Origin of the sequence: Vibrio tapetis subsp. quintayensis (assembly GCF_030409945.1) — a bacterium.
Lineage (GTDB): Bacteria > Pseudomonadota > Gammaproteobacteria > Enterobacterales > Vibrionaceae > Vibrio > Vibrio quintayensis.
Genome location: NZ_JAUFQV010000001.1, coordinates 20,540 through 42,670 on the forward strand (window position 1 = coordinate 20,540; position 22,131 = coordinate 42,670).

Consider the following 22,131-nt stretch of genomic DNA (forward strand, 5'->3'; position numbering starts at 1 on the left):
GCTATTTGTACTCTTATAGTAACTTACATAGTAGAAACTTAGACATTTAACAAGGAGCCTCGCTATGACGTATTGCGCGAATGTTCTTCCTACGAATCATTCTAATGAGATGAATAATCCAATGCATAAGCTTCAATTTGAGCAGTTAAGAACGAGAATACTAGAATTGCCTCCGCAGCAGTTGTTGACCCTTCGCACTGAAATTGAAGGAAAGCTGCATGAAGAGCCCGCGGAAATCATCCTGACAGATGAAGAACTTCAGATCATCAGTGGCCTTTTCCGTGAGTAATTTCCGCACTAAGGCCCCTTAACTTGGCTAACCGCCGTATTCCCTAGACTAATACCGTTCAAAAGTTGCACTTTCTCTGGTTAAATATTAATCTATATATAGGTATAACGGAGAAATATCATGGCAGTCTCCTCAATTCAATCCGGCCGTAATATCATCCTTCAGTCGCAGGATATGGCCAAACGATCCACGGAAGAGCTGAACGCCAATGCTCGAAGTGAACAAGCTCGCCTAGAAGAAACCCGTTCTGAACAAAAACGTATCGAATCTGCTCAAATGGAAGAGTCTCGTCTTGAGTCTCAACTCGAACGAGCAAGGCAAGAGACGGCGCGATTAGAAGAGTTACAATCGCAACAAGAACAAAACGCTGACTTTGGGTCAGCAGACAAAAACCAAGTAAATAATCTGCCTTCCGCGCAAGAACAACGCGATCTTAATGCGCAAAAAGAGCAACATGAACAACAAAAGACCGCCTCCGCAACCGAAGCGGCCGTTAAACTTGAGCAAGCCAAAAGCTATAACCGTGTTGGTACATCAGTCGTTCAACGTTCTAACGACATGATAGGCACAATGCTCGACATTTCTATTTAGCTTTCAGTTTCTCTGGAGCGTTGTTCTTAAGCATCGAAGCTACAACCGCAACACTCATCACGAACAACAACACCGATAAAGAGATCCAGGTCGGAATCGCCCACGCTGTTTCTACTAGGCTCATTTTTATACCAATGAACACCATGATGAAAGCGAGCGCAGTTCTAAGGTATACAAATTTATCGATCATGCCTTGCAGTACAAAAAACAACGAACGTAGGCCAAGTAACGCAAAAACGTTTGCAGCGAGTACCAAAAATGGTTCTCGGGTTACCGCAAATATTGCTGGTATTGAGTCGAGCGCAAAAACCACGTCCATCATCGCAATCACCGCGATCACAATTGCCATCGGTGTAAGCCATAGCAAGCCATCTTGTTTTATCACTAACTTATGGCCCTCGTAACCATCGCTAACCCGGGCTACGCGCCTCAACCAACGTTCTGGCAGCGGGCTGATTCCATGATCCTCTTTTTCAGGCTTAAACAGCTGAATACCAGTCCAGACAAGAAAAGCAGCAAAGATGTACATTACCCAATGGAAGTTCGTTAGTATTTGAGCACCAATGACGATCATCACTGAACGTAATACCAACGCCCCAATAACGCCCCATAACAAAGCTCGTGGCCGCAGGTGATCTGGCACCATGTATTGATGAAATATAATGGTAAACACAAATAGGTTATCGACACTCAGCGATTTCTCTAGCAAATAGCCCGTCAGAAAAGCTGTCGTCGCTTGCTTAGCGGTATAGTCACTATTCGGTGAATAAAACGTCCAGAAATAGTAGATGGATATAGCAAAGGCAAATGCAATCGCTACCCATATCGCACTCCAAATAGCCGCTTTTTTAACGCTGATTTTTCCGCCTCTCGTTTGCCAAATATCTAACGCAACAAGAAGCATAGTGAACAGGCCGAAGCCATAATAAGTGAAGGGACTCATAAATCTTCCTCAGCACGGAAGATCTCGTCTAGGGGACCTTCCGCATACAAAAAACCTCGCTAAACGATGTGTTATACATTCGTTTAAACAAGTTCAGATGCGTTGGTCTCGTTAAAGTGTTTCCACCTTTGCATACCGGAAAAGCTTGAAGCTTAACGGGATGACGATATGCAAATTCTCATCAACTACTCCCCAAAACGAGCTGATAATATTCCCAAAGATCCGTTGAGTCTATCAATATTTTCACAATTTCAATTAAAAAGAAAATGCGTTAAATTCTCGGCGCGATTTAGACTAAGTTTGTTACTGGCAAAAAAAAGCCCCACCAGATGGCGAGGCTCTTCATTGATAATTCTTAACGGTAAATACCGATATCTCGCTGCATGTGAGATGAAAGATCACTAGCGTTGTAGTTTTGCTCTGGTTCACTAGATACAAACAAGATATCGAGTAGATGAGCAATCAATCCTTTGAAATTTACTGAATAAGTTTTCTTATCCATTGACGCTGGAATTGCGATTGTGTTGATTTGCATTACCTGTGCCATGATTGCCTCACAAAATTGGGTTTAATGTTTTCGTTGAAGCAATAATAGGCATTTTTGATGTGATTAAATAATGACAAATCTTCTTGCTTCGCATTAGTTATTCTAATAAAACACATCATTAACAAAGGCCTTTATCAAGGTGTCACTTTTCGTGCATTTAAATTCAAAACTGTGTGTTTATTCCGCATAATATTTCAACGTACTTTAGGAGCGCCATTCAATCTTAACAAATAAATTACAATTATTTTTTGCTTTTAATTCACACTACTCATGAACAGACATGAACCCTAAGTTACTAGCGATAAACGATATATTTTCTTTATCACTAATTTAATAAACCAATGGTTTAATGACCTTACTATAAGCACTATCGATAGCTTGAACATTTAATCCACCCGACTGATGCCGCCTGACATATTGTGCCGACAATGCCCGCTTTTGACGGACGATTTACTAGCAAGCAAACTAATCCAAATGCTTCTATCGTCAGACCCATTTACTACACTGCCCAACATGATTAGTTAGCATTTTATTTTTGTGACCACAAATGGCCAAGAAATTTCAACTACCACCACCAACTGTGCCTGTCGAACATTCAACTAACAATTTGTTACACACCCAAACCTAAAGATTAACCCATAATATACAACGAGTTAAAGTGATAATTAACATAATAGATACGCAATCCTGTATTGATCGATTTCTTTTTTCTGCAAGTTAAATAATAGTCATTCGCAAAAACCAACCAGGGATACGATACGTCGTGATTTACCAAGGTAATTATTGTGATTAATAGAATACTCAATCAGTTCAGTGTTTCGACCAAAATACGTTTCATTATCGTGTTTGCTAGCATGCTCATTTTGGGCGCTAAAATTGTGTCCGCGTATTCTCTTAAAGAACAAATATTGGAAGAACGGAACTCAGCAGCAAAAGCCTTAGTCGAGAGCACCATCAGTCAAATAGACAACCTGACAAAATCCAGAGCGGTTCCATTGTTCAAGGGCCGTGAGTTATCCTTTGAACAACTTAAAAACCTGGCCCTACAACAGATTGGTTCCACACGATATGGGGAAAACGGTTACCTTTGGGTTAATGACCTTGATGGCAACATGTTGATGCACCCAATTAAGCCCGAACTTAATGAGCAAAACATGATTAAAAGTAATACCGATTACGTCGCGTATGCGTTTAAGCAATTTGTTACGATTGCCGACCTAAAAGGCAGCGGGTTTGTGTCCTATCAATGGCCTACCCCTGGAGAGAAGTCACTCCAAAACAAGGTCTCTTTTGTTGCTAAAGCCTCTTTCTTGCCTTGGGTCGTTGGTACCGGTGTTTACATCGATGATGTAGAAGACGCTTTTCGACAAGAACTGATTTCCACCGCTACGTACACAGCGCTGTTTGTCTTGGTCCTGTTCATCGTTTCTTCCGTGATCGCTAAAAACATCACCAAACCGTTGCAGCGAATAACTAAAACCATGACTCTCATAGCTGAAGAGAAAGATCTTAGCATCTCGATGAAAAACACCGGGCGAGACGAACTGTCGTTTATGGCGAAAGCATTCAATAAAATGAATAGTAATCTTCGCGATGTTGTCATTAAGATTCACAGTAATACCGACTCCCTCGCCTCACAAGCAGAAGAACTCTCATGCGTAAGCCATCAAATACAAGCAGGCATTGAGGAACAGAAAAAACAAACCTTGTAGGTAATAGAACGTGTCGATGTACTTTCCAAATCATCTGCAGGCGTCTCAGACAAAGCCAAATACGCCCTCGCAGCGACCAATGAATCGCACCAAACGGTGTCGGATGGGCACGATGATGTGGCTCAAAATATTAAAGCCATTCAAAGCGTTTCTAACCATGTAAAAGATGCTGTGAGTGTTGCCGATAAACTGGATTCATCTTCTCAGCAAATAGGCAATATTCTTGATGTCATCAAACACATTGCTGACCAAACGAACCTCTTAGCATTAAATGCAGCGATAGAAGCGGCTAGAGCGGGCGAACAGGGACGAGGCTTTGCCGTAGTGGCCGATGAAGTTAGAACGCTTGCACAGCGCACACAGGAGTCTACGGGTAACATCCAAACCATTATTACCGAGCTGCAAGAAGGCGTGCAACAAACGGTGCTCAGCATGAAAGCCTGTGAAGAAAAAACGGAAATCGGCATCGCCAGTGCAACACGTTGTGGTCAAGCCCTTGAAAGTATAAAAGCTTCTGTCAATTCACTGAACGAAGTGGCCGGCGATATTGTTTGTTCTACGGAGCAACAGCAGCAGCAAATATCCAGCATCAGTAATAGCGTCAGTAGCATTTCAGCGGTGACGGATCAAACCCAATCAGGCACTCACCACACAGCACAATCGAGTGAGCAACTCAGCAACATGGCGCAGCAACTCAATGGTTTAGTTAACAAGTTTAAGATTTAGTCTATCGAGATTTGTTTTTGACTTTTAACGCCTTCTGAAAACAAACAACATTTAATTACGTTATCTGGTTATCAAATCTCATTCATCGAAACGAACTCACATGGCTATTCATTTCAACTAAAAGATGGGCCTTATGAATCTTGATTTTCTTAAGCAACAAATTGTAGAGCTTATTTTAGATACAAAAAAACCGAGCCTAAGCTCGGTTTTTATTATTCAGAATTCTGAATTAGCCTTCGCTACGTGGAGAACGCTCACCACGGTGGCTACCACGGTGATCACCACCACGGTTGCGATCGAAACGACGCTCGCCGCCTTCACGATTGCCGCCACCTTCGCGAGAACCACGACCGCCTTCACGATTGCCACGGTAACCGCCACCTTCACGGTTGCCGTCACGTTGACCACGATGGCCTTGACGAGCACCATCACGGTTTCCACCACGAGGGCCACCGTCACGACGGCCACCACGAGATTCGCGGAAGTCATCAAAGTCACATACTACAGCGCCAACTTCTTTCTGACGAATACGTAGCTTGCTTAGCTTGCCCGTTACTTCAGAGTTCATTGTTTTTGGAAGCTGCACAAACGTATGGCCTTGAGCCAGTTTGATTGCACCAATAGAACCTTTAGTTAGGCCAAGCTCGTTCGCTAGAGCGCCAACGATGTCTTTAACTTGAACGCCTTGCTCACGACCCACTTGCAGTTGGTAAGTAGCCCAATCAGCAGTGTTGCCGCCGTAGCTACGGCCACCATCACGACCGCCGTCACGGCTGTCACGTGGATTATCACGACGTTCTTTACGACGCTTCTTATCACGCTCGATTGCTTCGATCATTGGGTCTGGACCTTTGTAGAACAAAGGACGCTTGCCTTGTTGACGTTTAAGAAGCATTGCAGCAAGAGTAGTTGCATCGATTTCTAAGTTAGTTTGAAGCTTCTCGATAAGCTCAACAAAGCTTTCTAATGCTTTGTGCTCTTTATCTGCTTCTAGTTCAGCACCTAGTTTAACTAGACGAGCTTCAGCTACTTGATCACGAGCTGGAAGTTCAACTTCTTCCATTTGTGATTTAGTAACACGTTCGATAGTACGAAGCATACGGATTTGGTTAGTGCGAACAAGAAGAATCGCTTTACCTTTACGTCCAGCACGGCCAGTACGACCAATACGGTGAATGTAAGACTCAACATCGAATGGAATGTCGTAGTTAAATACGTGAGTGATACGTGGAACATCAAGACCACGAGCAACAACGTCTGTTGCTACAAGAATATCAATAACGCCTTGTTTGATGTTATCAACAGTACGCTCACGGATAGACTGAGGAATATCACCGTGCAGTGCAGCAGCTTTAAAGCCACGTGCAGATAGCCAATCAGCTAAACGCTCAGTATCTTGACGAGTACGAACGAACACGATTGATGCATCAGTTTCTTCAGTTTCAAGTAGACGAGACATTGCTTCGTCTTTTTCTACGCCTTTCACTACCCAGTAGTTTTGCGCTACTTTGTCAACTGTGTGGTTAGTACCAGCCACGTCAACGCGAGCAGGGTTACGTAGGTAACGGTCAACAATAGTCTTAACCATTGGAGGCATAGTTGCAGAGAACAATACACGTTGTGCAGATTCTGGCGCTTTCTCAAGAATCCAAGTAACGTCGTCTACAAAACCCATTTTAAGCATTTCATCTGCTTCATCTAGAACAAACGTATGAGCTTGGTCTAGGTGTAGGCGTTCACGAGTTAGAAGATCTTTAACACGACCAGGAGTACCAACAACAATGTGAGCACCACGGCTTAGAGCGCGCATTTGATCAACGATTGATGCACCGCCGTAGATTTCTAAAACTTTAAGGCCTTTAATATCACGACCGAGGTTTTTGATTTCTGCAGCAACCTGAATAGCAAGCTCACGCGTTGGCGCCATGATGATTGCTTGAGGTTTATGTTGGTTCAGATCGATTTTGTTAAGCAGAGGAAGAGAAAACGCTGCTGTTTTACCAGTACCTGTTTGCGCTTTACCTAACGCATCTCTGCCTTCTAGAAGCAAAGGGATAGCTGCTGCTTGAATTGGAGTTGGTGAAACGAAACCCATGCTATCAAGAGCTGAAAGGATGTTTTCGTTAAGGGCTAATTCATTAAATTGAATTACAGATTCGGACATTGGGATCCCACTATATATCTAAGTAAACAAAAGGTCCCACGTGCTCTACCACTTCCAATACCAATCCAATATCGAGTACTGATTCCATTCAAATGCGGAAAAGTAAAAAACGCATCAAGCCGCTTGGGACATATCAAGGGAGCAGGATTCTGCCCTAAAAGCATAAGAAAAGCTAGAAAAAATTGAATTTCATCACAATTTTGGGGATTTTTTTCCATTTCAGGTCATAAAAAGGTCATTTTGCATAAGAATCGCCCTACAAGCTACGTCACGTCTCATTTTATATGGTTGCATAATGATCACTTTGGCTAGCATTGCCGTGCTTCTCGCATTATAGTGATGCAGCCCATTCTCAACGACCGAATATGATGTTTCAAGATAATCCTTTATTAGCTCAGCTCAAGCAACAAATCAAACAAACCCTTAAAACAAAAGAGGGTACGATAAAAGCGACCGAAAAAGGTTTTGGTTTTCTAGAAGTAGACAGCAAACACTCTTTCTTTATTCCGCCTCCATACATGAAAAAATGCATGCACGGCGATAAAGTCGAAGCCATCATTCGTACCGAGAATGAAAAAGAAGTCGCCGAACCCGACAAACTCGTTGAGCAAGGTCTAAACCGATTCATCGGCCGAGTCAAAATGTTCAAGGGCCGTCTCAACGTAACCCCAGATCATCCTCAGCTTAAAAAACTGTCTTTAAAAGCCAAAGCAAGAAAAGGGCTCAACCCTGAATTGCTTGAAGAAGGTGACTGGGTCGTTGCGCACCTTACTCAACACCCTTTAAATGGTGATAAAGACTTCTTTGTCGAGATCTCAGAGAAAATCACCGACGCAAACGACAAGATTGCACCTTGGTGGGTTACCCTTGCTCAAAACGATTTACCTAATTCAGAACCTGAAGGTATCGACAATTGGCAACTAAACGATGACGCTGACTTAGAGCGTGTCGATATGACAGAAACGCCATTTGTTACCATTGATGGTGCATCCACCAAAGACATGGACGATGCATTACACGCTAAAAAGCTACCTTCTGGTGATTTCGAGCTAACCATCGCCATTGCTGACCCAACCGCTTATATCTCTGTTGAGTCAGATATGGACAAAGTGGCGCGCCAACGTGGCTTTACTATCTACTTGCCTGGTCGCAATATTCCAATGCTACCAAGAGACCTAGCCGACAACCTATGTTCGCTTATTGAAAACGAACTGCGCCCTGCCCTATGCTGCAAAGTAACGGTAAGCAGTGACGGCGTGATCGGTGAAGACATCCACTTCTTCGCAGCGAATATCAAGTCTCATGCCCGTTTAGCCTATGACCCTGTATCTGATTGGCTAGAAACAGGTGAAAGCAGCGAGTGGACACCAAGTGAAGAAATTGGCAACGTTGTTCAAGACCTTTACGAATTTTCTAAAGCCCGTGCAACATGGCGTAAAAATAACGCCGTCGTATTCCCCGACAGACCTGACTACCGCTTTGAATTAAGCGAAGACAACGACGTTGTGGCCATCCACGCTGATATGCGCCGAACCGCTAACCGACTAGTAGAAGAGTCGATGATCACGGCAAACATCTGTGCTGGTAAAGCACTTAAAGAGAAATTCTCTATGGGTGTGTTCAATACGCATTCAGGTCTAAAAGAAGATAAAATTAAAGACGCGCTTGAGTTGGTCAACCCTGAAGGTGATAAACCCTTCACCCTAGAAAGCCTTGCAACGCTAGACGGGTTTAGCGCATTACGACGCTGGTTGTCTGAGCAAGACACGCCTTACCTAGATAACCGTATGCGTAAATTCCAAGCCTACAGTGAGATTGGCAATCAGCCACTCGCTCACTTCGCCATGGGTTTAGATATCTACGCCACGTGGACGTCACCAATTCGTAAATACGGCGATATGATCAACCATCGCATGTTGAAAGCACTGATCCTCGATAAAGAGCCTGAACAAACGCCGGATGAAACCGTAGGTGAAGAGTTAGCACTGCACCGCAAGCATCACAACATGGCGGAGCGAAACGTAGGTAACTGGTTATACGCTCGTACCCTTGTGGATTCACCTAAAAACAAAACTGTTTATGAAGCCGAGATTTTTGATGTGAACCGAGCTGGTGCTCGTGTGCGCTTAATTGAAAACGGCGCGGCTGCGTTTGTACCAAGTTCTCAGATCATGGATAACCGTGAGCGTATCGAATGCAATGGTGAAAAAGGCCAGATCTCAGTAGATGGTAACCTTGAATGGCAGTTGGGCGATACGCTTGAAGTGTGCTTAATCGACGTCAACCTAGAGAATCGTAACCTTGTGGCTAAGCCAACTAAGACATTTTCTGAGCCAATAACTAAAGAAGATATTTCCGAGTAAAAACAGCTCATTAGCGAGTACAGGTCTCTGTACTCGCTCTCTACTTCACCACTTCCCCTCCGCTTCCATTCTAAATCTACACATCTATCAATAAGTTAAGCAACTCTGATAAACTTGTCTCATTAGTTGGTATCAGTCATAATTCGTTGCATCTTTACTTGCTTTAATCGAAGTAATCTAAATAATTAACCTTATGTCTTCTAAATTTCGAGATGCATCATGCCGAATGTAACCCTTCAACGATTTTCACATTTTTACCAACGTAATCGTGATAAGTACCACTCGACTAGTCCTGTCGTATTTTATGTGCAAAAAGGCAGTGCGTCTTTTCAATTCCCTGATGGTTTAATAGGCCAGTTAGACGAAGGTGATTTCACTCTACTGGATATTTCTATGCTCACTGAGGTCGAAACAACGGCTAGTGATGAAGAGTTTCAAGCGATTGGTATCCATATTGATACAGCTCTATTACAAGGTGTTAAAGCAGGTAACCAAGAGTACGTATTTGGTGAGAGCGAAAATGGATTCGCTAAATTAAATTACAGCAACAGCGTAGCGCATTCTGTTCTGGATCTGCTCATTTCAGCTCTCGACAATAATGATCAAGCACCAAACCCAGAAACCATGACTTTCTTAGCAAAATCGCTTGTGAGCGAAATGCTTTGCACTCATCCGGGCTTACGCCGCTTAATCCACAATTCATTTGAATTGAAAGTCAGCCAACGCGTCATTCAGTATATTGAGCAGAACATTAAGAATGAAATTTCACTTGAGGGAGTATCTCGCACATTAGGGATGTCTCCGGCAACACTAAAACGTCGATTGTCCGCTGAAAACCTGTCTTTTTCTAATCTACTGAAAGAGAAGCGCATAAACTACGCAGCAAACCAACTTCGTGCTTCCCATGAATCCATTTGCGACATCGCCTTTCAAAGTGGCTTCAAAAGTGCAGCTCATTTCAGTACAGCCTTTAAGAGCGTTCAAGGGATTACTCCTAAAGAGTTCCGTTCTCGCATAAACTGGAACCGTGAAGAACTTCGTCATTTAGCCGTTTAAGATTCAATCAGGTTCAAACAAAAACAGGAGGCCAAGTGCCTCCTGTTTAATTTCTGTTTATGACGTGTGTTTGCGAATCAGAGAATCAGAACCAAATACAATTTTCGTGATCACTTTCTACGACCGAAATAAGCTTAGAAATGTCTTTATCAAACGCCAATAAAGGGTGTGGCTGCCATAGCTTAACTAAACTCTCATCTTCCCTTTCATTCACGTACAACTTCCAAAGCTTAGATTCTGGGTCAAATTCAAGTTTTGCGACCTGAATTGAATAGTCTGCGCCGACTGAATCTAATTTGAAAAATGCTTTACTAAAAACAACGCCTGACTCAATTACTTGAAACGAAGCTTTACCGTGCTCTATAGGCAAACCTTGGTTCCTATGAATGCATAATCGATGAGCCAATTTTTCTAAACGTTGGCGGTCAACATCACATACCAACATAGCCTTGCCTCCACTTCTATATTATTGACAATAACTATAATACGGAATGCCCAAGCTATCCCGTTAGTTCGAGTAATAATCAGACCGCAATCATAAAACAGACCATTAACGACTTTCACAAAACTGTCATCATTACGACATAAGATAGGCGGCAATTACTATTGAATGGAGTTTTACCTATGTCTCGAGTTGCGTTAGCTGCTCTACTTTCTTTGCTTGCCTTTTCCGCAACAGCTAAGGAAGTGAATATTTCTGGATCAACCTCTGTAAGCCGCATAATGGACGTACTTGCAGAACAATTTAACAATACGCACCCAGAGACCTACATTGCTGTTCAAGGGATTGGCTCTACCGCAGGCATCACAATGGTAAACAAAGGCGTCAGCGAGCTTGGCATGAGCTCTCGTTACCTAACTGAGGCGGAATTTAACAAAGACATGATTGTTAAGCCTATCGCTTTTGATGGCTTAGCCGTCGTCATCAACAAATCAAACCCGATTAGCAACCTGTCTCGTGAGCAATTAACCAATATCTATTTAGGTAAAGTTAAAAACTGGAAAGACGTGGGTGGAGAAGACAGAACCATCGCCGTTGTAACTCGTGAAGGTTCATCAGGTTCTCGTTACAGCTTTGAGAGTTTGTTAGGGTTAACAAAAATCGTAAATAACCGCTTAGTATCGAACATTAACCCCGAGAACTTAGTCGTGAATAGCAACAGCATGGTCAAAACCATTGTTAACCACAACCCTCAAGCCATCGGCTTTGTTTCATTAGGTTCTGTTGATCAGTCTGTTCGCCTTATCTCTTTTGAGAACATAAAACCCACTTCCGCAAATATTTCGAACAACAAATATGAGTTAGCTCGTCCTTTTCTCATTATTTATCACCAAGAAGACTTAACAGAAAGTGGTAAGCAGTTTGTCAGCTATATAACTTCTGACGAAGGACAAAGTATCATTCAAGATTACGGTTATACACCAATCAAAAAGTAAACCTTCATCAACAAAAAAGGAGCTGATATCAGCTCCTTTTTTTAATCTACTCAATTCGACTCGTTAGATCACAAGGCGAATGACCGATACGGCAATACAACCTGGTCTGCGTACGCCATCGATTTCAACTTTAATTTCACGCTCGACTTCTAAGCCTTTCGGAACCGGTGTTACCTTTAATAACTTACTTCTCGCCCTAATCTGGCTGCCGGCTTTCACTGGATAAGGAAAGCGAACATGGTTAAGGCCAATGTTCACCGTCATTTTCGCAGTAGGAAACTGAGGTTTCTCGGGATCTACGCTATCAGTGAGCTTTGGCAACATCGACAACGTCAAAAAGCCATGGGCTATTGGTGTTTTGAAAGGCGATTCTTGCTCTGCTCGCTCAGGATCAGTGTGGATCCACTGCATATCTTCCGTCACTTTTGCAAATGCATCGATACGCGCTTGATCAATCATAACCCAGTCGCCCACATGAATTTCTTCACCCAGTTTCGACTGTAAATCAAGATACAAGGCTTCGCCCTCTGGACTTAGCTCAATAATAGGCTTAGATTCATTTACTGCGGGGGTTTGATAGTCTTTGATCCACGGGAAGATCTGCTGAGCATGTGAATTGTTCACAAACTCACTCCAGTACTCTCTTAATGTAGGATTCATCAGATCGCGCAACTCTGGCAATTCAAAATGATGTTTCCGCGCAAGAGATTCACTCTTGTGCTTGAGAATATCAACGACTTTCATACCTAACCTTCATAAATAAAACGTCTCTAATTAGAGCCTTACATCACAATTTTGACCCACTTCTCATATCCAGGCAATCACTTTCGGGCGAACACGCGTATTCCGAACGGCATATAAATGATAAATATCATAATGTTAGATAATAAAACAATATTTTATTAACAGTTTGAATAGTAAGAATGTCTTTAAAAAGAAATCCAGAGAAAGGTTACCTTGGCTGAAATAGCAAAAATTAGCCTAAACCTGTTCAGCATTCAAACATTACGCACAAGTAATGCTCGACCGAACATATTTTTTAAATTCTTACTTTACAAGCTTCCTCACCACTTATAATATGCGCCTCAACAACGGAGAGATGGCTGAGTGGTCGAAAGCACCGGTCTTGAAAACCGGCAGTCGTTTGTAGCGGCTCTAGGGTTCAAATCCCTATCTCTCCACCAATTCGAAGAAACCGCTAATTATTTAGCGGTTTTTTTTCGTCTAGAGATCGAGCTCCCCTCCAACGGACACACACCAAATAGTACGACTAAACGACTGAGTTTACGCCATCACCACTCCAATTCTTTAAACCTAACTTTTCCTATCTCTAGCAATTGCTATCTTATAAGAAAATTCATTGGAAAAAATCATGGCCACCGCGAGAAAACAACTCATTTCCGTTAATGCAACCCCTTATTATCACTGCGTTTCAAGATGCGTAAGGCAAAGCTATTTATGTGGCCAAGATACCAACACCAGCAAGAGCTACGAACATCGCCGCGAGTGGATTGAACACAAAATTCAATCACTCTCCCATGCCTATTGTATCGATGTGTGCGCCTATGCGGTGATGAGCAATCACTATCACGTAGTGCTGCATATCAATCGCGACAAGGCTCTTGGATTATCGCTTGATGACGTGGTTCAGCGCTGGGGCTATGAACATAAACTTCCGATACTGATCCAGCGTTGGCTAAGTAAAGAGCTAAGAACAGAAGCTGAAGAAGATAAATGTTTAGAGATCATCGAAATATGGCGAGAGAGATTATGGTCATTGAGCTGGTTTATGAAAGAACTCAACTACGATATAGCCTGTAAGGCTAACCAAGAAGACCAATGCTCCGGTCACTTTTGGGAAAGCCGCTTCAAAAGCCAGGCGCTCCTTGATGAAAAAGCCTTAGCCGCAGCCATGGCGTATGTCGATTTAAACCCTGTTCGAGCAGGTATAGCTGCATCCCCTGAGCAAGCTGATTTTACCTCAATCAAAGTAAGGCTAAAGGCACTTACCGACAACCTTGAAACAGCGCCTTGTTTATACCCATTTATTGGCAATTCAACTAAAAAACTTATAGACGGAATACCCTTTAGACTACTAGATTACATTGAACTAGTAGACTGGACAGCAAGGCAGTATCGAGACGGCAAAGCCGTAATGGCTTCAAATCTACCTCCAATTTTAGAAAAACTTAACTTTAACCAATCAAGTTGGTTGGAAGTTTGTACCACACTCGAAAAAAAGCGCTCCACTGCAATAGGCTCACCCAGCAGCCTTGAGCAAGCAAAAACCGCGCTAGATAAATCAAGAATTCACTATTACGCACTCGAATAGAATGTTACCCACGCTTTATATGTCCAAACACAACGCCAGCATTGAGTTGGTTAATTGCGCTTGTTTCAAGCTAACAACAATATGCCGCATTGGCTAAACTTCCCTCTCCATTTAACTTCGCTGGGCGAATATCACCATCATCATGAAAAAATAACTGATTTAACTGTCCTTTTATTTTGGTGTGTGTCCAATTAGTAGGAGCTTCAGCTTTATTTAGGGAGATACTTGGTTAAACAGATCAGCATAGCTTGGCTTTGCTGATAGTCTTTCGATACTCATTTGTGACAGCACATTGCAAAAGGGGGAATTGCGCATAAGCCTAAGTATATGGTGGTGTACCACCTCATCCATTAAGGACCCATGGCGAAATTGGATATAATCTAACGCTACATGGAGATAGAGCCTCGCTAGATCAGGCTTACAATAGTGCTCCAAACCCTGCTGGTCTATTTCTTCATTCATTCTCTGTAATGCAGTTTTTATTCCGTCTTTGCCTCGTTGAATCAGTACGTTCTCTGCATCGCTAAAACGAGCGAGAGCAGCCGTTCGAAATGCAATTTCCATCATGGTTTTAGCCGTACCTAGCTGGCTGGCTTGTTGACCGCTACTTAGGGCGACCTGCTGCAGCGTTGGAGGCTGGTAGGTTTCAATCAAGTATTGGCAGATACACAAACTTTCCGTTATCACCGTTCCATCATTAAGCTCCAGAGCCGGGATCAAACAAAAAGGGTTTACCGTCTTCAAATTATCTGGTGAATTCCACGGGTCAACCCAAACGAATGACAGAGATTTACAGCCTGATAAAAGTGCCGTAGCAGCGACCACACGAGAAAACGGGGATGTATCATTAAGGTACAATTTCATGAATATTCCTTTATTCAATTAAGTCGACAGCACTACTTGTTCATTCATATTACGAGTATTCGTAAACCAAATACACGCAACAGACATGAACAACGCGCTAGCACTGATCATAAACAACACATTGTAAGGTCCAAACTGACTCAAATAGTAAGCCATCAAAAAACCAAAGAAACCCTGTGATAGAGCGAAAGACAACGTCATTCTGCCCCATGCCTTGGTATGCAACTCATACCCAACACACTCTAAAGCATAGGTAGATACCAAGGTCACCGTTCCCGGAGTAAAAACCCCAACCAGTAACGACGAAATAAACAAAGCGACAGGGTGGGTACTGATGAGTGGCAAGAAAACTCCCAGTCCCTTTAATCCAAATGCCATGCACAGCGATCGTTTAAGACCCAGCTTGTCCCCACAAAATCCGGTAATTATTGGGCCGATTGCTGCCCCGATACCAAATGTTGCCCAAAAGAACCCGCCAGTTTCTAGCGACATGCCCAATTCACGAACAATGTAATCCACCCAAAAGAGTGTGTGAGGCAGGTAACCAATAGCGTCAAATGTATACGCCAACAAAATTAAAATGACACTTCTTCGTTGCGTAGATGACAGCTGAGAAAATGACGCTTGAATGAAGAGTGCATTGGAACCTGAAGACTCAGATCCCCACGAATGCCAAGTAAGCAATGTCGTGACAAGAGCTACAACACCCATTCCGACCCACGCAGTCGTAACGCTAAAATAGATAAGAAAAGGGATCAAGGTACCAGAAAGCATTGCGCCAATACCAATACCAGAGAAGATGACCCCACTAATACGGGCCTTAATGCTTGGGCTGTACTTCCGAACGATGACCGGTGGAGCGACCACCATTAATAGGGCACCCGCGACGCCCGCTAACGTACGCCAAGCATAAAACCAACTTAACGGTGCTTCTTGCACTGCGCAACCAAGATAACTAAAACTGCTGACTAACATGGCCGCGCGTATCAACGACCCAGCACTAAAAAACCTCAACAATACATTAGCGGCCGGCGCGCCCAATAAGTAACCTAGCAAAGTGGCAACGCCAAGATACGAAGCATCACTTTCACTAAACCAACCACTTTGAATCAACGCTGGCATCAGGGCAATGTATGCGAACCGGCCAATTCCGTTGCCGATCAGTGTCGCACCCACTCCCGCAAGGCTGTCTCGATTAACTATTTGGCTATTCAGCATTTTTTATTAAACATATTCTATGTAACTTACGGGTAAGAAGCATGACCGAATAGTCACACGATATAGAACGCATCGCACTTATACCTTAGTCTCATAGCAACAAGAGCATTCCATGCTTTACATCCTTAACCCACCGTCTACCTCTAAAATTCTTCCTGTGAAATAGTCGTTTTCAAAGATGAACTTTGCCGCGTGGGCTATTTCAGCCGGAGCGCCGATCCTACCGACTGGCACCATTTTGTTTAATCTTTCTATTGCTTCAGGTTTAAGTTGATCGGCCATAGAAGTTTGCACAATACCCGGTGCAATTGCGGCAGATCGGATGCCATAACGTGACAGTTCTTTTGCCCAACCTTGTGCCATGGTTGCGACTGCGGCTTTCGAGGCCGCGTAGTTCGTTTGGCCGATATTCCCCTCTCTCGCAACACTGGAAATATTAATGATAACTCCTTCTCGTTGAGTTTTTATCATTTGGGCCGCAGCTTCTCTACCGCATAAAAAGGTGCCTGTCAGGTTTACGTTGATCACCGAGTTAAATTGCTCAAGAGACATTTTACTCATCTCGCCATCTTTCACTTTTACTAATAATCCATCGCGAAGGATGCCTGCGTTGTTAATAAGCCCATCTAACTGCCCAAAATCTTGGACTATGCTGTCGAATGTGGTGACGACATCTTGTTCATGGGTGATATCGACTTCATAAGTTAACGCTTTCACGCCAAGCATATGACATTGATCTTGGGTTTGCTTCAAGGCTTGCGGGTTTACATCCAACAAAGCCAATTCCGCCCCCGACTGTGCCAAGGTTATTGCCATCATTTGCCCTAAACCTTGCCCCGCTCCTGTAATAGCAATCACACTCTCTTTGAGATTCATTCTTTTCAATCCTATTATTTGTCAGCCAGTTTTGTAAGTTATCTCATATCGGCATCTAACCAAGCGAGTGGATGCTGTTTTGCATTCCATATTGGTTCAAACAACCCATCTATTACCTCAGAATCTACGTCTAAAACATGTTGATACAACCACTTGGGTTGGCCGTCTTTATCTATCAACCGCGCCCGAACGCCTTCTTGAAACTCACCAAGAGTCGCACAGCGAACTGACAAGTTCAGTTCCAACCGAAAACACTCAGCTAACGACAACACATTACCGTGTTTGATTTGTCGAAAACAAATGTGAGCCGTTATAGGGCTACCTTGTTGTAAATTGCGCTTGGCGTTATCAAGCCATTTACTTTCTTTTTCAACTTGCCTATCACTTACCGATTCAGTGTCATTCGCCTGACTAGTTATCGAATGAATACTTGCCACAATTTGGTTCAACTCTTGCTGCCGATAAACGGTTTGGATCTGTTCTAGGTAGTGAACTAATATAGGTTCAGGCTTAGGTTCCGAATTTAAAATAGACAAACCTTCTAGTAACTCAGTAACTATGAAGTCTCTATCTTGCTCGTCTTGCCAGTCACATATTTGAAGCTGCTCAAGTACCGTTATGCGCTGACTACTCGCAAGGTAATGATTCGCCATCTTGACCTCGAATGCGTCACCTCCATTTATTTGCGCGCCTGTCAACCCAAGGAAAAGCCCTACACTTGGGTCAATGCGATTTAGAAACCACGTCGCCCCAACATCTGGATACAAACCGATGCTTATTTCTGGCATCGCCAAACGAGACTGGGAAGTCACCACTTTGTGACTTGATGCCATATACAACCCCATGCCCCCTCCCATCACTATGCCATCCCCCCACGCGATAACAGGTTTGCTAAAGGTATGAATAAGATAATCAAGTTGGTACTCCAATGTGAAATAACGAGTGCAGAATTGCTCTACCTCCGTTTGAGTCTGCTCCGACATCACTTGATACATGGTTCGCACATCGCCACCAGCACAAAAAGCTTTGCTACCTTCCCCCTCAAGCCAAACACATGCAATGCGGCCTTCGTTGTTCCACTCGGTCAATTTTTCATTCAACTCATGTAGCATGTCAAACGTGAGCGCATTGAGCGAGGAAGGGTTAGTTAACGTCGCAACACCAACCCTGTGATAGCCGTTAGCGCAAAGACGTTCTTCAAAATTCACATGACCAACTTGCATCGTTTCCTTCCCTATTTTTCTAGGCTATTGGTTTTTCCAAATTGGCTTACGTTTATCCAAAAATGCTTTCACGCCTTCCGTTTGGTCTTGGGTATCAAACAAATTGACAAACAGCTCTCGCTCTTTGATTAACCCATGTAACGGAAATTCACTTCGCGTGTTCTGTATTAAGGTTTTACATGCTTTTACTGAAGAAGGTGACTGATTGGCAACTGATGCAGCTAAATCCATGGCCGTTTCTAGTGCTTTACCTTGCTCAACCACCTCTTCTACCAGCCTTATCTGCACTGCTTTTTCACCGCTCACTTGTTCGCCACAAAGTATGATTCGCTTTGCCCAGCCCTCTCCGACTAAACGCGTTAAGTTTTGGGTGCCACCCGCGCATGGCAACAGCCCCACTTTAGCCTCTGGCAATGCCAATTTCGCCTGCTTTTCTGTCACCCGTATATCGCACGCCAATGCCACTTCTAGCCCTCCTCCCATGGCGTAACCGTTAATGGCCGCTATAGAAACGCCTCTAAAATTTGACAAGGTTTCGAACGCCTCGCCAAAGGCTTGCGCCATATCAAATGCGATGGATTTATCGCCATTCGCAAACAAGGTTAAATCAGCACCCGCTGAAAAGAACTTGCTCCCTTGGCCAGTTAACACCAACGCATAAATTTCTCGATTGAGGTTTAGATCTTCTACTAAGCGTTTTAGCTCAATGAGACTCTGTTTTGTCCAGGTATTGGCTGGAGGATTGTTTATGGTGACCAGAGCTGTATTGCCATGAACCTCTAACGCTAATGGATCGTCGTTTTTCTTGGGCATCTTAGTTCTCCTTAGCCATTTTTAGGGCGCTACAGCAATACAGCCCCTTGTGCCAATAAGCGTCGAGCGATGATCAACCGCATTATCTCATTGGTGCCTTCCAAAATCTGATGCACTCGAACGTCTCGGAAATAACGCTCTAAAGGATAATCTTTGATATAACCATAACCACCATGAAGTTGCAGTGCTTGGTCACAGACTTTAAAACCAACATCGGTCGCGAATCGCTTCGCCATGGCGCAATACGCGCTGGCTTCTCGGTCTTGATTATCGAGTTTACTGGCGGCGTAACGCACTAACTGACGAGCCGCAACCAGTTCAGTTGCCATATCCGCCAATTTAAATTGCAAGCCTTGGAATGAAGCGAGGTCCTTACCAAATTGCTGTCTTTGCTGCATGTATTGCATTGCATCATCGAGTGCCTGTTGCGCCGTCCCAACTGAACATGTCGCAATATTAATTCGACCACCGTCGAGCCCTTTCATTCCAAGGTTAAACCCCTCACCTTCTTGCCCTAACAATTGGTTTTTCGGCACGATGACGTTATCAAACACGATGCCTCGGGTCGCTTGGCTATTCCAACCCATCTTTGGCTCTTTGCGGCCATAACTTATGCCTTGGCTATCAGCCTGCACGACAAAAGCCGAAATTCCTTTTGCCCCTTGCTCACCCGTTCTTGCCATCACCACCAGCACTTGAGTATCCCCTGCGCCTGAAATAAACACCTTTGCACCATTGAGCACGTAGTGATCATCCACTTTGTCAGCCGTAGTAGTTAACGAGGCCGCATCTGAACCAGCATTAGGCTCGGTCAAGCAATACGAACCCAACCACTCGCCCGAAATAAGGCGCGGGCAGAAAACAGACTTAACCTCATCAGTAGCAGAACAAGCCACCATCCAACTCACCATATTATGAATCGTCATATAGGCAGTGGTTGAGGTACACCCCATCGACAATTGCTCGAAAATTATGGAAGAATCGAGCCGAGATAACCCAAGTCCACCGGCATCTTCGCTGGTATAAAGGCTAAGAAAGCCGAGTTCTCCTGCTTGTTGAATAACGTCTTTTGGGAAATGCTGTTCTTGATCCCAAACCGAAGCCATAGGGGTTAGCTTGTCATCAGCGAACTGCTGGGCAATGGCAGCAAAGGCTCGTTGATCTTCATTCAATTCAAAATCCATCTCAGGCTCCTTCAATTTCAATAGCAATCGCCGTCGCTTCCCCACCACCAATGCACAGCGTCGCGATTCCGCGCATCGTTTTCGCTTCACTTTGGCCTTGAGATTTGTTGTTACTCTCGGCTAAATCAGTGGCTTGTTTGCACCTCAAGGCATGTATCAAAGTCACGATAATTCGTGCACCGCTAGCCCCGATTGGATGACCTAACGCACACGCACCACCATTCACATTCACTTTTTCGATATCCAGTTTTAACTGCTGCACCGCTATTTGAGTCACCACCGCAAAGGCTTCATTGATCTCCCAAAGATCCACATCCTCAACAGACCATTGTCGCTCTGTAAGTAATTGTTCAATGGCATAGATTGGCGCAATGGTAAATTCACTTGGACTGCGAGCATGGGTGGTGTGCCCTACAATTTTGGCGAGTGGTTTCAAGCCATGTTGTTTCGCATAATCAGCATCCATTAACACCAGTGCGGCCGCACCATCAGAGATTGAGCTAGCATTGGCGGCAGTGACGCGACCGTTTGGCGAAAATGCAGGGCGAAGGTGTGGGATTTTGTCCGATTTAATTTCTCGAGGATGCTCATCAAAATCTAAACAGGCGGCACTTTGCCTATCCGATTTGCTATTAGACGCAGAAACACAATCTGAAACAACAGGCGCTATTTCAGTTGAAAATCGTAAGCTCTGCTGCGCCTCTAACGCTCGGCTTAACGACAGCAATGCCCACTGATCCATCTGATCTCGACTGATGTCGTATTTCTGCGCAATGCTATCAGCATACACGCCCATCAATTCGTTGCTATAGGCGTCTTGCAGCCCGTCTAAGAACATATGATCAAACGTTTTTTTGTGGCCAAGACGCAAACCAGAACGGGCGTCTTTTAGTAAATAGGGAGCGTTGGTCATGCTTTCCATGCCACCAGCCAGAACGCCTTTAGCGCTTCCAGACTGAATCAAATCATAAGCCAACATCACCGACTTCATCCCAGAACCACATACTTTGTTAATGGTTGTACACCCAACGGAGTACGAAAGCCCCGCCCCCATCGCCGCTTGACGCGCAGGTGCTTGGCCACACCCTGCAGGTAACACGCAACCCATGAAGACTTCTTGAATGAGATCGAATATTGCCCGATCACTGGTTAAATCATTGAGAGCGGATTGGATGGCAACTTGCCCTAACTGGGGAGCAGTGAATTCTTTCAGCATGCCTTGAAAGCGGCCAATAGGTGTTCGTTTTGCAGCTACTACCCAAATGGTTTTATCCATTGCTTTGCCCCCGCTAACGATGTGTTTATTTGTGCCGACCTACCTTGACGTTTACGTAAGCATAGCACTAACATTTACGTTAACGTAAAGAAACAAAAATTTAACAATCGTCCGCAGTGCAAGTCGATGTAGAGGAACGGATTTATGGAAACGTTCAAAATTAGTGAGCTTGCAAACGAGTTTGGTGTCACGACAAGAAGCATTCGATTTTACGAAGACATGGGACTTATCCACCCAGAACGACAAGGCAAGATCCGACTTTACCAACGGCGAGACAAAACCCGACTCAAGCTCATTCTTCGAGGTAAACGACTGGGTTTGTCATTAGCGGAAATCGGCGAGTTACTAGAGCTTTACGATACCAATCATGGCGAAGTTCAACTAAAAAAAATGCTCGACATCATCGACAACAAACAAGCGCTATTACAGCAACAGCTTGATGATATTAACGTGGTTATGGCAGAGCTGGATCAAGCTCGGGAACGCTGCCAACAGGCGCTCGCCAATTAGGAGGATT

20 protein-coding genes, 1 tRNA gene and 1 pseudogene are annotated in these 22,131 nt (G+C 43.9%); 10 read left to right on the forward strand and 12 right to left on the reverse strand.

Annotation, left to right across the window (positions count from 1 at the left end; all coding sequences use genetic code 11):
- Nucleotides 1-64 precede the first annotated feature (64 nt).
- Entirely contained in the window at nt 65-289 is a 225-nt protein-coding gene (locus QWZ04_RS00090; protein WP_290323814.1) for a sigma-70 family RNA polymerase sigma factor, read from the forward strand.
- Between the two features lie 120 nt (nt 290-409).
- Entirely contained in the window at nt 410-880 is a 471-nt protein-coding gene (locus tag QWZ04_RS00095) for a hypothetical protein (RefSeq protein WP_290323816.1), read from the forward strand.
- On the opposite strand, the gene QWZ04_RS00100 is transcribed toward QWZ04_RS00095, so the two are convergent.
- Together QWZ04_RS00100 and QWZ04_RS00105 are read right to left on the reverse strand one after the other, a co-directional pair.
- The gene (locus tag QWZ04_RS00100) at nt 873-1,823 is read right to left on the reverse strand and encodes a TerC/Alx family metal homeostasis membrane protein (RefSeq protein ID WP_290323818.1); all 951 of its coding nucleotides are present in this window, start codon (nt 1,821-1,823) and stop codon (nt 873-875) included. The genes QWZ04_RS00095 and QWZ04_RS00100 overlap by 8 nt on opposite strands.
- Before the next feature lie 355 nt (nt 1,824-2,178).
- On the reverse strand, nt 2,179-2,370 hold the full coding sequence (locus QWZ04_RS00105) for a hypothetical protein (RefSeq protein ID WP_290323820.1): 192 nt from the start codon (nt 2,368-2,370) through the stop codon (nt 2,179-2,181).
- 785 nt (nt 2,371-3,155) lie between these two features.
- On the opposite strand from QWZ04_RS00105, the gene QWZ04_RS00110 reads away from it, so the two are divergent.
- Together QWZ04_RS00110 and QWZ04_RS00115 are read left to right on the forward strand one after the other, a co-directional pair.
- Nucleotides 3,156-4,082 (forward strand): cache domain-containing protein, encoded by a 927-nt coding sequence (locus QWZ04_RS00110; RefSeq protein ID WP_290323822.1) that lies wholly within the window; start codon nt 3,156-3,158, stop codon nt 4,080-4,082.
- Nucleotides 4,083-4,283: 201 nt separating this feature from the next.
- Nucleotides 4,284-4,808 (forward strand): annotated as a pseudogene (locus tag QWZ04_RS00115) (methyl-accepting chemotaxis protein); the annotation flags it as partial.
- Between the two features lie 229 nt (nt 4,809-5,037).
- Here the strand turns inward: QWZ04_RS00115 and QWZ04_RS00120 are convergent.
- Entirely contained in the window at nt 5,038-6,972 is a 1,935-nt protein-coding gene (locus QWZ04_RS00120; protein ID WP_494338491.1) for a DEAD/DEAH box helicase, read from the reverse strand.
- 368 nt (nt 6,973-7,340) lie between these two features.
- On the opposite strand from QWZ04_RS00120, the gene rnb reads away from it, so the two are divergent.
- Nucleotides 7,341-9,335 (forward strand): exoribonuclease II, encoded by a 1,995-nt coding sequence (gene rnb, locus QWZ04_RS00125; RefSeq protein ID WP_290323970.1) that lies wholly within the window; start codon nt 7,341-7,343, stop codon nt 9,333-9,335.
- Nucleotides 9,336-9,554: 219 nt separating this feature from the next.
- Entirely contained in the window at nt 9,555-10,391 is an 837-nt protein-coding gene (locus QWZ04_RS00130) for an AraC family transcriptional regulator (RefSeq protein ID WP_290323827.1), read from the forward strand.
- An 85-nt stretch (nt 10,392-10,476) separates the two neighbouring features.
- On the opposite strand, the gene QWZ04_RS00135 is transcribed toward QWZ04_RS00130, so the two are convergent.
- On the reverse strand, nt 10,477-10,836 hold the full coding sequence (locus QWZ04_RS00135; RefSeq protein WP_290323829.1) for a DUF3024 domain-containing protein: 360 nt from the start codon (nt 10,834-10,836) through the stop codon (nt 10,477-10,479).
- A gap of 179 nt (nt 10,837-11,015) precedes the next feature.
- Here QWZ04_RS00135 and QWZ04_RS00140 point away from each other — a divergent pair, with 179 nt between their 5' ends.
- Complete coding sequence (locus QWZ04_RS00140) at nt 11,016-11,828, forward strand: phosphate ABC transporter substrate-binding protein (protein WP_290323831.1); 813 nt, start codon at nt 11,016-11,018, stop codon at nt 11,826-11,828.
- A gap of 63 nt (nt 11,829-11,891) precedes the next feature.
- Here the strand turns inward: QWZ04_RS00140 and QWZ04_RS00145 are convergent, their stop codons facing one another.
- Entirely contained in the window at nt 11,892-12,572 is a 681-nt protein-coding gene (locus QWZ04_RS00145) for a MaoC family dehydratase (RefSeq protein WP_290323833.1), read from the reverse strand.
- Nucleotides 12,573-12,921: 349 nt separating this feature from the next.
- Here QWZ04_RS00145 and QWZ04_RS00150 point away from each other — a divergent pair.
- Nucleotides 12,922-13,012, forward strand: a tRNA-Ser gene (locus QWZ04_RS00150).
- A gap of 188 nt (nt 13,013-13,200) precedes the next feature.
- Nucleotides 13,201-14,160: a transposase gene (locus QWZ04_RS00155; protein ID WP_290323834.1), complete on the forward strand. Its 960-nt coding sequence runs from the start codon at nt 13,201-13,203 to the stop codon at nt 14,158-14,160.
- Nucleotides 14,161-14,373: 213 nt separating this feature from the next.
- Here the strand turns inward: QWZ04_RS00155 and QWZ04_RS00160 are convergent, their stop codons facing one another.
- From QWZ04_RS00160 to QWZ04_RS00190, 7 genes are all read right to left on the reverse strand, one after another.
- On the reverse strand, nt 14,374-15,024 hold the full coding sequence (locus tag QWZ04_RS00160; RefSeq protein WP_290323836.1) for a glutathione S-transferase family protein: 651 nt from the start codon (nt 15,022-15,024) through the stop codon (nt 14,374-14,376).
- 18 nt (nt 15,025-15,042) lie between these two features.
- Nucleotides 15,043-16,242, reverse strand: a complete 1,200-nt coding sequence (locus QWZ04_RS00165) for a YbfB/YjiJ family MFS transporter (RefSeq protein ID WP_290323838.1) — start codon at nt 16,240-16,242, stop codon at nt 15,043-15,045.
- Between the two features lie 117 nt (nt 16,243-16,359).
- Nucleotides 16,360-17,118: an SDR family oxidoreductase gene (locus QWZ04_RS00170; protein WP_290323840.1), complete on the reverse strand. Its 759-nt coding sequence runs from the start codon at nt 17,116-17,118 to the stop codon at nt 16,360-16,362.
- Nucleotides 17,119-17,156: 38 nt separating this feature from the next.
- A complete protein-coding gene (locus QWZ04_RS00175; RefSeq protein WP_290323841.1) occupies nt 17,157-18,341 on the reverse strand; it encodes an enoyl-CoA hydratase/isomerase family protein in 1,185 nt (394 codons plus the stop codon).
- Between the two features lie 24 nt (nt 18,342-18,365).
- A complete protein-coding gene (locus QWZ04_RS00180) occupies nt 18,366-19,154 on the reverse strand; it encodes an enoyl-CoA hydratase (RefSeq protein WP_290323843.1) in 789 nt (262 codons plus the stop codon).
- Nucleotides 19,155-19,183: 29 nt separating this feature from the next.
- Nucleotides 19,184-20,338: an acyl-CoA dehydrogenase family protein gene (locus QWZ04_RS00185; protein WP_290323844.1), complete on the reverse strand. Its 1,155-nt coding sequence runs from the start codon at nt 20,336-20,338 to the stop codon at nt 19,184-19,186.
- Between the two features lies 1 nt (nt 20,339).
- On the reverse strand, nt 20,340-21,614 hold the full coding sequence (locus QWZ04_RS00190) for a thiolase family protein (RefSeq protein WP_290323847.1): 1,275 nt from the start codon (nt 21,612-21,614) through the stop codon (nt 20,340-20,342).
- A 144-nt stretch (nt 21,615-21,758) separates the two neighbouring features.
- On the opposite strand from QWZ04_RS00190, the gene QWZ04_RS00195 reads away from it, so the two are divergent.
- Nucleotides 21,759-22,124, forward strand: coding sequence for a MerR family transcriptional regulator (locus QWZ04_RS00195; protein ID WP_290323848.1), 366 nt, complete (start codon nt 21,759-21,761; stop codon nt 22,122-22,124).
- The last annotated feature ends 7 nt before the right edge of the window (nt 22,125-22,131 follow it).